At 59.3% G+C, this 12,929-nt stretch carries 7 protein-coding genes and 1 pseudogene; 3 read left to right on the forward strand and 5 right to left on the reverse strand.

All coding sequences use genetic code 11. The annotated features are described in order from the left end of the window. The first annotated feature begins 84 nt into the window (after positions 1-84). From B3M58_RS15370 to B3M58_RS15380, 3 genes and pseudogenes are all read left to right on the forward strand, one after another. A complete protein-coding gene (locus B3M58_RS15370; RefSeq protein WP_296220369.1) occupies positions 85-969 on the forward strand; it encodes a DUF3577 domain-containing protein in 885 nt (294 codons plus the stop codon). 185 nt (positions 970-1,154) lie between these two features. Further along, positions 1,155-1,982, forward strand: a complete 828-nt coding sequence (locus B3M58_RS15375; RefSeq protein ID WP_296220371.1) for a DUF932 domain-containing protein — start codon at positions 1,155-1,157, stop codon at positions 1,980-1,982. Positions 1,983-2,073: 91 nt separating this feature from the next. Next, positions 2,074-2,289 (forward strand): annotated as a pseudogene (locus B3M58_RS15380) (DUF3275 family protein); the annotation flags it as partial. A 155-nt stretch (positions 2,290-2,444) separates the two neighbouring features. Here B3M58_RS15380 and B3M58_RS15385 read toward each other — a convergent pair. From B3M58_RS15385 to B3M58_RS15405, 5 genes are all read right to left on the reverse strand, one after another. Then, positions 2,445-5,069, reverse strand: a complete 2,625-nt coding sequence (locus B3M58_RS15385) for an AAA family ATPase (protein WP_296220373.1) — start codon at positions 5,067-5,069, stop codon at positions 2,445-2,447. A gap of 100 nt (positions 5,070-5,169) precedes the next feature. Then, positions 5,170-6,222 carry a DUF3800 domain-containing protein gene (locus B3M58_RS15390; protein WP_296220375.1) on the reverse strand — a complete coding sequence of 351 codons (1,053 nt, stop codon included), beginning with the start codon at positions 6,220-6,222 and terminating at the stop codon, positions 5,170-5,172. Positions 6,223-6,608: 386 nt separating this feature from the next. Beyond that, positions 6,609-8,846: a DEAD/DEAH box helicase gene (locus B3M58_RS15395; protein ID WP_296220377.1), complete on the reverse strand. Its 2,238-nt coding sequence runs from the start codon at positions 8,844-8,846 to the stop codon at positions 6,609-6,611. Next, positions 8,821-10,116 carry an ATP-binding protein gene (locus B3M58_RS15400; protein ID WP_296220379.1) on the reverse strand — a complete coding sequence of 432 codons (1,296 nt, stop codon included), beginning with the start codon at positions 10,114-10,116 and terminating at the stop codon, positions 8,821-8,823. The genes B3M58_RS15395 and B3M58_RS15400 overlap by 26 nt, the downstream gene beginning before the upstream one ends. Beyond that, complete coding sequence (locus B3M58_RS15405; RefSeq protein WP_296220381.1) at positions 10,113-12,608, reverse strand: TerB N-terminal domain-containing protein; 2,496 nt, start codon at positions 12,606-12,608, stop codon at positions 10,113-10,115. The genes B3M58_RS15400 and B3M58_RS15405 overlap by 4 nt, the downstream gene beginning before the upstream one ends. Between the last annotated feature and the right edge of the window lie 321 nt (positions 12,609-12,929).

The raw sequence follows: 12,929 nt of genomic DNA on the forward strand, positions 1-12,929 counted from the left end.
CCTCAACCCACCGCGGGGTTACGCACCTCCCCGCTCAGGGTCGGTGTGTCTCCGTGTTCTTGTTCACAAGTCAGGAGATTCACCATGAGCAGCACTACTTCCAACCCGAAGTCGTACTTCGACATCCATACCTCGGGCATCGGCTACATCCAGCGTGTCCGCGAAGTACCGGTAAAGGGTGGCCGCAAAGCCACTCCGTTTCTCGCATGCACCATGGCAGCGCTCGTCGGGCCTGCACATAACCCGACCCGGCGCTACTTCGACGTGCGGGTTTCCGGCGCCGAAGCCAAGCAACTCGTCCAGCCCTACATCGGCATCGATGATCCCCAGCAACGTCCGTTGGTTCGCTTCCGTCTCGGCGACCTGTGGATCGATCCATTCCGTCGTCCCTCGGGTGATCCGGCTGCCAGCATGAAGGCCCGGCTACTCAAGGCCGAGTTGCTGGACCGCAATACTCTCGACGAAGTCGAGTATCACGAGCTGCTAACCCGCGGTATCGGCTACTTGAACAATCCCAGGATGATCCCGAACGGCGGTGATCCATTCCTGTCGTGCTCCATCGCAGCCTTGGCCGGCCCGGTCGACGATCCCGAGTATCGCTATATCGAGACCACCGTCGCCGACGACAGCGCCCAGCACCTGGTGCAGCGCTGCATTCAGGCCGTTGAAGCGAAGAAGAAGGTGCTGCTGGCCTTCACGCTCAACGACATGAAGTCCGAGGCCTACGTCCGCAGCAAAGGCGAACACGCCGGAGAAGTGGGCGGCAGCCTGAAGTCGAAGCTGATGCGCATCGGCCTGATCAAAGTCGATGGGGTACAGGTCTATCCGCCGGAATCCGAAGCGCCCGCTCACGAAGACGCTCCCGCATCCGATGAGACGGTTCACGCCGAGGACGACAACGGTGGCCCACAACCCACCGCCACCACTCAGGCCCCTGTCGAGGAGCCCGCGCGGGTGGCTTCGTTCTGATCCGCAGGGCCTATCCCAGGCCCTGCCCTTCCTCCCTCGCCTCCATGCCGCGACACCTCGGTGTCGGCGGCATACGCACCACCTCCCGTCATCGCCCCCTCCGGGGCTTTCTTCATCCCATGCAATCACAGCTGCCGGCCTTCCAGCCGCGCATGCGATTGCCGCCATTCTCAAGGAGAACGACCATGCAACTCGCCTCTCGTTTTGCTCCCCGCTCGCCAATCCTGCGCGCCGATCATCCGCTGTCCGATGACCAGATCCGCGCCGTGGCACCGTCGATCTTTGCGGATTCCCCGCATGAAAGCCGGTCCGAGCGCTACAGCTACATCCCCACCGCCTCGGTGCTCGCCGAACTGCGCGGAGAAGGTTTCCAGCCGTTCATGGTGTGCCAGACCCGCGTGCGCCACGAGGACCGCCGCGAATTCACCAAGCACATGATCCGCCTTCGCCATGCCAGCCAGATCAACGGCAACGAAGCGAATGAAATCATCCTACTCAACTCGCACGACGGCACCAGCAGTTACCAGATGCTCGCCGGCATGTTCAGGTTTGTCTGCCACAACGGTTTGGTCTGCGGTAACACCCTCGCCGATGTCCGTGCGCATCACAAAGGCAATGTCGCCGAGCACGTGATCGAAGGTGCCTACGAGGTCCTACACGGCTTCGAGCAGGTGCAGGCGTCTCGTGATGCGATGCGCCTGATCACCCTGGACGAGGGCGAGCAGATAGTGTTGGCCCGCTCTGCACTGGCGCTCAAGTACGACACGCCCAACCAGGTAGTGCCGATCACCGAGGCGCAGGTGCTGATGCCCCGGCGCGTCGATGACCGGGGCAGCGACCTGTGGTCCACCTTCAATCGCATTCAGGAGAACCTCGTCAAAGGCGGTTTGAATGGACGCAACGCTCGTGGCCGTCGCCAGAGTACCCGGCCGGTCCAGGGCATCGATCAGAACGTGCGGCTCAACCGCGCACTGTGGATGCTCGCCGAAGGTATGCAACAGCTGAAGGCCTGAGGCCACGTGGACTACGCCCCTGGGCGTGGTCCGCTCTTTTCTCATCCAATGGATGCCCAGCATTCTCACCCTCACCGCAAGGAGATCCGCCATGGCCGCTTCAGCCGCCCAGCCGCTACCTGCATCATCCATCGTCGTACCCGGCCAGCTCACGCTGCGCACCATCCACGGTCGCAACGGGCCGTTCAACGTCGGCCGCCTGGTCACGCCCATCGGCAAGTTTGCCGTCAAGGATGCGGAGTTGGAGCAGTACCCCGAAGGCAAGTACGACGGGGAGTTCGTCATCCGCTACATCGATGCGAAAGCCGCACGCCGCTCCTGGCGTATCGGCCAGAAGCAGCCGCTCGGCGAGGGAAGCTAGACCTCGATCAAAGCAAGTATCCGCAACGTTTCTCAACTGGCTAGGATTAGAGTTGCATACTCCAAAGTACTTTTCGCGCCAGGTGTAGTGAGGCCATCCAATCAGCGATTGCTTAGCGCCTCCAGTGCTGCGTCCAACGCCGTGACAGATTCGACAATTGTCCGTACGGTGGCACGGTCGAATTCGTGGTCGCGCTGCGAGTCGTGCACACCACTGTTGAGATAACTCCACTCGATGCTTCCCGCACCGACACCGAGTAGGCGATCCAGTGCGGCAACGACATCCGTGGCGCCGGCATACTGACCTGCGATGCGGCCAACAGCCGACCGCAGCTTGCTGCATTTGTTGTTCAATTCCCACGGCGAGCGCGGTCCTCCGAGCTTGAGCTCGATGCGACCGTCGGTGCGCCGACCCAACCAAGTCCAGATGCGATCTGTCAGGCTCTCCAGCGCGGGTCGCGCTTGACGCAGCGCTCCGCGCTTTTCGTCATCTGCCAATGCCTGCTGGGCCAGCAGAACGTAATTCTTTGTCGGCGGGTCGCTGTCGACGCGCAGCTCGTGCTCGCCGTGATGCGGCAAGAACTTGTAGCGCTTGATGGCCGTGGAGCGCCGCGCCCCCAGCTCCTGCTGGATGCGATGCAGGAACTCCTCGGCGTGCGAGGTCAGGATGACCTGCTTGCCGTCCAGCAGGCCGTCCTCGAAGAAGGTGCGCCAGATGCCATCGCGGTGGTCATCGTCGATCGCGTTAACTACGTCATCGAAGATGACCACAGGGCAGCCCTGTGCAATGTTCTTGGCCAAAAGAATCGCCAGGCCCAGGCACTTGATATGTCCTTCGCTGAAGACGATCAGTGCGTCATAGCGCACGCCCGGTTCTCCGGCGAACTCTACTTCGATCTTGCCGTTCTCTGCCACCGGAAGCCACAGCGCATGCAACAGGTCGCCGGGCGGATCACCGCGATTGAATGCGTTGTACAGATTGCGGGCCTGTTCTCCCAGGCCTTGGAGCAGTGCGCCCGGCAGCGCGGCCAGGTAGTCCTGGATCTCTGGCAGAAAACTGTCGTAGGCGGCCTTGATCCGCTGATGGTGCTCCACTACCGGCACTTCTGCCGCGACGGCTTGGATCAGTTCGCGATTTACCTCGTCGAACAGTGCCGCTGTCTGGCGGGCTGCGGCCAGTTCCTGATCCGCCGTCGTGCGCATCGTTCGCAGTCGTTCGATCTCCAGCCGATGCTGGTCCAGCCTGTCCCGCTCCTGGGTCAGTGTGCCGCGTTGGTCATGCACTTCGCGAGCTTGCGCGTCGATGCGTTCGATGATTTCGGCGATCTGCAGCAGAGCGTTCCAGGCGCGCCACTCACCATCAATCCAGGCACCCAGCCAGTTGCCTGCAGCGGTGGGAGGCAGCACAGGCAGGCCCGCCGCCCGTAGTTCCGCAGGACATATGTTCGCAGCAACCGCGACCACGTGACGCATCTCGTCCCAAAGTGCTCGCACTGCCTCGCTCAACTGCGTCCGAAGGCTGGCTTCGTGCTGCTGAAGGGCGGCCAGTTGTGCAAGTTGCTCCAGGCCTGCGCGCGCTTTGGCGAAAGGGTCTTGTGCCACAGCGGCCAGCCCTGTCCCGCAGGCAGGACAAGCCGTTGCCCCGTCGGCTAAGGCCAGCACCGCCTCGTAGAGCTTGGAATACGACACTTCGCCGGCGCGGCTCGCGAGCTGCCCGGACGATTCCTGCCACAGGCCCTGAAGGCGGTAGGCCTCTGCCAGCAGTGCCTGCAGCTGGGCTTTGGTCACCTCGTGGATGGCAGGCGGAACCGCATCGAGCTGGGCTTGCACATACGGCAGTCGTCCTTGTTGCTGCGGAGTGCCGAGCAGCCAGTCGACGCAAACTTGGTACGTCGCACCAGGCGACATGCGCTGCGCTAGAGCGTGCTCTAGACCCTCGACCCCTGCGATTTTTTGCGGGTAGGCAGTGATCGTCTGTTCCGAGCTCGCCAGCTGCAGGCGGCGCTGCGCCAGTTGAGACGCCTGGGCCCCGACAAGCATAAGGTCCTGATCGAGCGACGGATTGAAGCCGCGCACGAACTCGCTGAACTGATCTACGCCGAACAAGGTTGCGATGAGCTGTCGCTGATCGCCGGGGGTCCGTGCTGCGATGCGAGCGAAGTCGTCAAGGCGGTTCTTTTCGATGAAGCAGAAGCGGTACTCGGATTCGTCTGGCTGCACGACCTCGACTTCGTCTGCTCCCCTAGCCGACAGCACTGGAGCGACATGGCGCCGCAGGCGGGCGTTGTTGCAGTAGGTACGCTGGTCCACCCTCTTAACCTGCGCTTCGCTGATGGAGCCGAGCATCGCCACTTCCAGCGCCTCGCAGAAACTGCTCTTGCCGGTACCGTTGGCACCGTAGACCAGGGTGATGTCATGGCTGAGGTCGAATGTTTCCTGCCGCATGAACCCGCGAAATGGCCCCACTTCAAACTGGTGCAGGCGCCCGAGCGCTGGCCCGGCTTCAGGCCCGTGAGCATCCCCGTCGTACGCGACAGACATCTGCGCCAGATGCGCCACGGCCAGCGGCGCGAGGCGCGTTGACCGTCCGCGGCGCGCGGCGCCGACCTCCGCAAGTGGCTGCAAATAGTTGAGTACCAAGTGCGCGAGCCGGCGAACGTCGTCATGCACCTCTCGCTGCGCCAGGTGTAAAAGGAAGCGGTGGTACTCCGAATGAATGCTTGCCATGCAACCCTCTAGATAGAAAGACGCTTTCGGCTGCGTCCGTGGCGGTGATGATCGGCCTCTCGCTCCGTGGCGTGCGGTCGAGTTTTACTTTCATCCGCCGTCATGGCTTATGGAAGTTCTGGGCGAAATAGTCGATTGTCTGCGCCGCCTGGGTCCCCTGGCGGAAGCGTTTCTGCTCCTCGAAATCGATCGAAGGCAGCATGTGGATCAACTGATGATCTGCATAGAGGGCCAAGACCCTCTGGGCATCCAGCGTCCCGTCGCGTTGTCCCGTGAGCGTGCTCGCCGCCTCTATGGCCGCGCCGATCATTACGTCTGCCAGTTGCACCGCGGGACTAGTTTTGGAGTCGACCTGTGTCACCGACTGGAGCTTGAGTGGAAAGGTGATGCTCGCGATCTCCGACTGGCGAAACGTGATCGCGTCCTCGTGGTGAATAAAACGCTGTAGTAAGTCGTGGTAGGTGAGTAGGTTCTTGGACTGATCGTGCTCGACCCAATAGGGACCGTCGGCCATGGCTTCCATCCGGCTGATCAGCGACTGCAGTACCACGAGGGCGGCGTCTGTGGTGACACCTGGGGTGGCGATCGCTTGCAGGCATTCCGGCGCCGCAAACTGCGCCAAGGGGCCCAGTGCTTCTGGCAGTTCCCGCCAGCGCGAGGCGCGAGCGGCCTCGACCAGATCGGCAAGCGCCTCCGGGCTTTTCTCCTTTACTGCACGTTGGAAACAAGCCAGCAATCGGTCAAGAGCGCTTTCCCCAAGGAGCGTTGGCCCTGTCACGTACAGCAGCGATGCGAGCGAGTAGTTCTGCCCATCCTCATAGAAGTCGATCCCGCGCTCGTAGTAGAACGGCTCGACCGCGTAGTCCAGGAACATCAGCAGCAGAAGGAAGCGCTTGTCGCAGACGTAGGTCACGCATTTGTGCTGGGTTAGCAGGTCGCGCAGTAGCGCCAACAGGCGCGGGTGGTTGGCTGGGCGGCGCGCCAGAGCCCGATACTTGAGCTCGTCCGCCTGCAGCTTGGGAAAGTGCTCCCGGATCAAGCGCCGGGCCTGGTCATCGTCGATGGCGATGGCCGCCGCCCCCTGGAAGCGCTGCTCGGGGTTAAGCAGGTCGAAGCCGGTGTAACCGCTTTCGTCGATTCTAAAGCATTCCATCTGCAATTCCCGGTATGCGGCTGGAGGGATTTATTTAGAAAGTACAGCTAGGAAAAGGCCCTAAGCATGCAGGCTGTTTTTCGGCAGCGTTGCCAATTCGTTTCATGTTGCACCTGGCTGGCTGTTGCCTGTCGCCATCGGCAGCCGCCGGCCGATTGTGTTGAAAAAGTCGACCCTGCTTGACCAGCCATGCATTGAGGGGTGAAAACGCATTTTTGCACGCCTCTACGTCAAATCTGAGTGCCGAAGCCTGTGCTTCGTAAGTGGATTACAATCTCAGACGCGTACTTTTCTGCCGTGGAAACCGAAACCGACTTTTTCAACAGAATCGGCCAGGAGCGGCCAATCCCGGCAGGACGCTGTCTTCAATCTAGCAATACATGGCATCACGAAAGAGAAGCAGGGGGCTCAAGTCCAATCAGATGAGCTGCGGTTTGCTGTGCTTTCTCCAGATCGAGATACATCGTGGCGAACGACTCCATAAGAAGCTCAGGAGGCAGCGCCCAGTCCCATTTCTCCCTGATCATATTCTGAACGTTGTGAAGGACAGTGCTCGCCTTGAGCTCCTTCAAAGCTGCGACCTCTCGAAGCTTGCTTTCAAGCAACGCCCCTCCACCCTGCACCTCAATGACCAGTCCTGAGTTCTCAGTGGGCAAGCCGACGTACTCGAGAAGGACGGCCAAGGCATCGTTGGTCCAATCGCCCTGCCAGGTGAAAAGACAGGTTCTTCCTCCGCTCTCAATAAAGCTCTGATGGCTCAACTTAAGATCAGCAAAGCCTTGTCGCGCCTCCGCCAGTAAACTCTGTGCCACTGGATCGAGGTAGGGATAAGCCTCCTCTTCCTGCAGTACGGTTTTCATCTCTTGCCGAACATTGTCGTGAACTCGAGCAGCAAGACCGTCAAAAGCCGGGGGAGCTCCTCCTGGGGAGGGCTTGACGACAATCACCTTGCCTTCCGTATCAACGTTAATCACCTGCCAACGACGCCCGGCGAAGATGATGCGTTGTTCAGCACACAGTGGGCGCGAGACAGGTAAGGCCCCAAGTGGTCTTCCATCGCAAACAACTCGGAATTCTTCATTGCTTGTGAATGCACTGTAGAAATCGTAGTGGTTGATCAGTTGCTCGCCCAACTCACCTGGCAGCAGAAGCCCGGCCGGTTCCTGAATGATCAGATCTCGCTCACCCAAAGCACGCAGGAGATTCAGAAAGCTGCCCTGCTCGACAGCCAAGAAAGGGCCGTTACGTACTAACGTTCCCCACAACTCAGCCGCAGTGGCACCACCTTGCTGCGCAATCATCGAGAGGCATTGTTGCACCAAGGTCGACAAATGCAGCCCCTGCGCTCTTGGCGGTTCAAACCATCCCCTCATCAGTAGCCGGATCATCGCGATGCTTTGTACCAATCCTTGGCGCAAGCGATCCGATATTGGAGAGTCATCTGTCAATCGACGCTCCTTGCAGTATCCGCGGAGAATGGCCGCCTCTCCTGGGCGACGCCCAGAACGGCCAAGACGCTGGCGTAAACTGGCAACTGAAGGCGGCGGCCCTATCTGTACAACCGTTTTGATGCTGCCAATGTCGATGCCCAGTTCCAGCGTAGTGGTACAGATCGCGGTCGCCGGCCGGTCCCCCGCTTTAAGGGCCCGCTCGGTATCCTCCCTAATATCTTTCGACAGGCTGCCATGATGCGGCCAGAACTCATTAGGTATACCGTCTTGCTCGCTGCGACGCCGTAGCTGATCGGCAAACCATTCGACCTGAGTCCTGCTGTTAGGGAACACCAAGTTGTTGCTTCCACGCAGCACCTGGAAGAGGTGCTCGGAAACTGCGTGATCGGAGGCTGAGTTGTCTTCTAGGCTCTCCTTATCTTCGGGCTGTTGGGGTGCGTCTTTCTCTGGCTCCTGAAAGCCTCTGATCTGAACTTTCAGAATTTGCCCCGAACCTTTCGATTCGATCACCGTCACCTTGCTCGGGGAAGCTGGGCGCAAGAAGGTAGCAGCCAGCATCATGTCACCCAGTGTCGCTGACAAACCTACTCGCGGGAGAGGACGTCCGATCACCTGCTCGACCCGATGCATCAAGGACTGCAGTTGCTTGCCTCGCTCACTGCCGATAAAGGCATGCAGCTCATCAATCACGAGGTAGCGCAGGTTCGCGAAAATCCCGGGCAGACTCGTCCCCCGGTTCACGAACAGCGCTTCAAGAGACTCAGGTGTGATCAACAGCACGCCTTCAGGGGATTTTAGAAAGCGGTGCTTGCGGCTCGACGAGATATCGCCGTGCCAGGCAACGACGGGAATCTCGAGTTCGTCGCATAGCTTGCTCAATCGCTCCCACTGGTCATTGATCAGTGCCTTGAGCGGACTGATGTAAAGCACTGACCCTGGCGGTTCCTGCTGCTTCAGCAGGTTCGTCAGAATGGGCAGGAACGCGGCCTCGGTTTTCCCCGCCGCCGTCGCCGCGGCGACGATGACGTCCTGATCAGCATTGAGCAGCGCGGGGATGGCCCGCTCTTGGGCATCTCGTAGAGAGGTCCAGCCTTCCATCCAGATCCAGCGCTGAATCCGGGAGTCAAGAAGGCTGAAGCCCTCCGACTCAGAGCTGGAAGGTTGCGAGCTCATCGTCGGCATCTACTTGAGTGTCGGCTTCACCACCTCTATCCGGGCTCAGCTCCACAGCCCCCAACAAATGTCTCCAGTCCGCGCCCGGGTTCTGCTCCAGCACGGCCAGCAAGTTGATGAATGCCGTGATCGTGGTGCGGGGTGTACGAAAATAGGCATCCCCCAACCGTTGGTTGCAATGCGCCATGAACAAAGGCAGCGCCTCGTCAGGAAGGAGGTAGCGTGCGCTGTCGCCCGAGGCGTAGACATGGCGCAGCTTCTGAAGAAGCACATAGAAGTCCTCGGGTGTCAGGCTCGCTAGGCGGATGACTGGTCCTGACAGATCCACCAACCCAGACTTGGCAAAACTGTTTTCCGCCAGACGCGACTGCAAAGCCGGATAGCTGTACAAGCCGCGGCGGGTATCCATCAGGAATTCGGGGGTGCCTCCGAGCACAAATCCAAGGCCTTCGGCAGAACCCTGCAAAGAGTCGTTGAGGATGCGCAGGATCTGTTCGTAATTGGCGTTACGCGCCTGGGTATTGGCTAGCTTGTAGAGATTGACCAGCTCATCCAGGCAAACCATCAACCCCTCAAAGCCCGCCAAGCGGACAAACCGGGCCAGGAGCTTGAGCTGATCATAGACGGAAGCATCGTCGATGATTGTGCGTACACCCAAGGCAGCGCGCGCCTCGGTTCTTGTGGTGAACTCACCTCTCAGCCAGCGGATGGCATCGGCCTTGAGCTGTTCGTTGCCCTCCTCGAAGCCCTTGCAATAGGCCGCGATCACATCAGCGAAATCATAGCCGTTGACCATCTCGGTCAATTGGCCCAATTGCTCGCGTATCACAGCCTCGCTGTCCTTACCGGACGCCTTGGCCTCGCTCTTGGCTTGGGATATGAACCTTTCGACAATGCCCTGCAGGGCTCCGCCATCAGGCTTGGTACGCGTGGACATGTTTTTCGCCAACTCAGCATAAAGCGAGCGAGCCTGGCCACCAGAGGCATGGAGCCGGCGATCGGGATTCAGATCCGCATGCATGGTCACGAGCTTGCGCTCCATCGCAATGGAGCGCACAAGATTCAGGAAAAAGGTCTTTCCCGCCCCGTATTCACCAATCACGACTCGAAACGCTGAACCGCTCTCGGTCAAGCGTTCGACATCACGAATGAGCGCCTCCAGCTCACCAACCCTACCCACCTGGATCAGATGTTGCCCTGCCCGCGGGACGACTCCCGCACGGAGGGACTGAATAACCGCATCGCGATCTTTAGCTCTGATGCTGCTCATAACGGTAGTTTTCCCATAATGTCAGGATTGATCTCGAGGGGATCTTCACCTTCGGTAATAGGTATATCGAAATGCTCGAAGGCCATGTCGTTGATGTGCTCAAGCGCGCCATCGAGCATGAGATCCATATCGCTGGCCACCGCTTCCAACTCCTCTCGCGACCATTCCATCCGAGAGACAAGCAAGCGGAGGAAGGCCGAATGATCAGCATCCAGCCCACAGATGCTGCTGGTGTCATCCGAAGCGCCACCGTTATCGGGCTCCTCAGGCTCTACGATTTGCTCATCCACGAAAACTTGGGCCAGCAACGCCGACACCTGCTCGGTTTCACGTTGCAGTTGGACAATCCGATCATGATCCAGCGCGAAGCCAGTCACCGACGCTGGCGATGCCGAGGAAGTTGGCACCGACGCAACCGTCGGAGCAGTGCTCGTCGACGTACTACTAGCTGCCACATGAAGGTCACCGTATAGGAGCTGGGAATCCAGTTGCAGAACCTTGTAGACACGCTCAAGCAATTTCACTTCCGCAGGGCTCACCTCGCCATCCACTTGAGCTAAGTGGGCAAGGAGCGCCGCCACGGTTCTCTTCGCCGAACTGGCCAACGGCTCCAGCTTTTTCTTCAGGCTTTGCAAGGTCGGCGGCTGATTGAGCTGTAGACGGAGATGGGCCTTCAGGCGCTTGCGATGTGCCCCACTCAAGTGGTTCCAGGAATCGACGTGACGGGACAGCAGCATGATCTCTTCTGGAGATGTGTCGCCATCCGCCGCCGCAACGGCACAGGCTAGATCCAAGGTGACCGAGGCGGCATTGTAAGTGGGAGATGCTCGTAGATCCCCGTCTTCGATTTGGGTGGCAAATAGCACTACGGTATCTTCCGCCTTAGGTGTTTTGCTGCCGGCTAATACATCCGGCTCAATGCCGATATGCAATGACTCCAACGCGCGCGCCAGCGCGATCACCTTGTCCCGCGAAAGGGCTCCGGCACTTTTCAGTCGCCCCGCCAATTCGCCGAAACTCATGACCACCATGCCGTCGCCTATGCGCTGCTTCAGCGCATCCAACTCGGCACGCGCAACCACCGGCCACAGTATGATGGGAAGCTGCAGCAAGCCTTCCAAGGCCTCGGGGGTATCGGGATTACGACCGAGATATCGGCTGTAGGGCTCCAGCTCCGCCGTGCATTCGTCGACTATCTGCTGCAGCTTTTTGCGGGGTGCTGAAGTTGCTGTTACGTCGGGGATATCACCCAACCCCTCGAGCGTTTGAACCGGCAAGGCAGCCGAGGCGGTATTGTACTGCAACTTCAACCTGGTCTTATTCTGCGGCAGAACCATACCGTCGCCATGAAACTGCTCGTACTTGATCTTAAACAAAGTGGCGAAGGCGTCCTGGCAACGGCTAACAGGCGTCCGTTTGCCAATACTGTGATCCGCCAGCGCCCAGGCCAAGGCCCATGCGGCAGGCACACGCTGCTTGTCGGTAGCTAGTTGCCCCAGGCCAATACGCAACTCTATGGGCATTTCATAACCGTAGGCCTGGTTGTCCGTAGGTGGTGCTAAGTAACGTCTCGGCGGGGTCTCACCCATGCGCAGAAACGCGAGAAACCGACCGGCGTAGTTGCTGAATGACCCGCTTCCCCCATAGATGACAAGAAGTCGCTCGACTTCCGACACGATGCCGGCGATTTCGGCAGCGGCATTGGGATCGCTCTTCGCATCAACGAATACTCGCCGCTCAAGACCGTAGAAAAACAGGAATACGTAGCCGATATTGGCATGAGGTGCTTTCCGCCCACTGGACAGCCATTGCAAGTAGGCGCGACGCGCCTCGGGGGAAATCGAGTCGTAACTGGCCCAGTAGCCAGTCAGCCGCTCGGCGATGTCGACAACACCATGCGCAACCTTGAGCTTGGGGTTGATCAAAGATGGCTCGGGTGGAGCATAACGATCAGTTCGCCCGGCCCCCACATAGATCATGCCGCCGGGAATCTTTTCTCCAGCCACTTCAACGAACTCACTGGCCGGAATCCAGCGAACCTTTTCATCCGTCAGCGTTACAGGCGCACTCGGCAGGCGATATGAGGATGGCTTCGAGACCTCGAGGGTAACCGTGAAAAATTCTGAGTCCGCTCGTCGCCTGACTTTCTCCTCCGCAGCAGGTGCCAGTTCCTGAGGGCTGCCTGTATAGGCCTGATCTTCGATCTCGACCTCGTCCAGAGAGAACACTAGGCCATGATTCGGGTCAGTCTCTACCGCTCTATGCCGATTTCTCGAAGATGGAGGGCAGTGCTGTGGATGCGTTACAGGGGGAGGGGTTCTGGACGAGTCGCTGTTGGCCTTTACGATCAACCATACACCGAAGCCGATAACCCCGACTCCAGCAAGAGCAATCCACGCTTCTTTGGGGATGGAGGCAATCGCTCCCAGGAACAGGACTCCCAGAATCGCCACCCCGGAAATATCAGATTTGTTTCTTCGCTTCCGTGCCATCAGGTCTGACCGCCCCTCTAAATCGATACCGGCTTACTGTCAGTATCGGCAATTTGAGCTGATCAGCCAATCTCTTTGATCCTCGTGATAAGGCCTCGTGAAACAATTTTGCCCGCGGTTTCAGTTCGTGTTCACAGATGCCCAGAATCTAGCGAAATTCAGTGCTCGGCGGCCAGCCCCACAAGCCCGCTTCGAGTTATCCACAAAATCTGTGCATAACCCTTTCGATAAGATCCGAATCCCCCAATGCGTAGGGCCTCGGGCTCATCTGCTGTTTTTTTGATCGCCGCTGAATCAACTGCCCGCTTTGGGCCGCTCTGA

This window comes from Pseudomonas sp. UBA2684 (assembly GCA_002354655.1).
In the GTDB taxonomy this organism is placed as follows: Bacteria; Pseudomonadota; Gammaproteobacteria; order Pseudomonadales; family Pseudomonadaceae; genus Aquipseudomonas.

Coding starts and splice junctions, on each gene's coding strand:
- B3M58_RS15370 (WP_296220369.1), top strand. CDS start 85: ATGAGCAGCACTACTTCCAACCCGAAGTCGTACTTCGACATCCATACC.
- B3M58_RS15375 (WP_296220371.1), top strand. CDS start 1,155: ATGCAACTCGCCTCTCGTTTTGCTCCCCGCTCGCCAATCCTGCGCGCC.
- B3M58_RS15385 (WP_296220373.1), bottom strand. CDS start 5,069: ATGGCAAGCATTCATTCGGAGTACCACCGCTTCCTTTTACACCTGGCG.
- B3M58_RS15390 (WP_296220375.1), bottom strand. CDS start 6,222: ATGGAATGCTTTAGAATCGACGAAAGCGGTTACACCGGCTTCGACCTG.
- B3M58_RS15395 (WP_296220377.1), bottom strand. CDS start 8,846: ATGAGCTCGCAACCTTCCAGCTCTGAGTCGGAGGGCTTCAGCCTTCTT.
- B3M58_RS15400 (WP_296220379.1), bottom strand. CDS start 10,116: ATGAGCAGCATCAGAGCTAAAGATCGCGATGCGGTTATTCAGTCCCTC.
- B3M58_RS15405 (WP_296220381.1), bottom strand. CDS start 12,608: ATGGCACGGAAGCGAAGAAACAAATCTGATATTTCCGGGGTGGCGATT.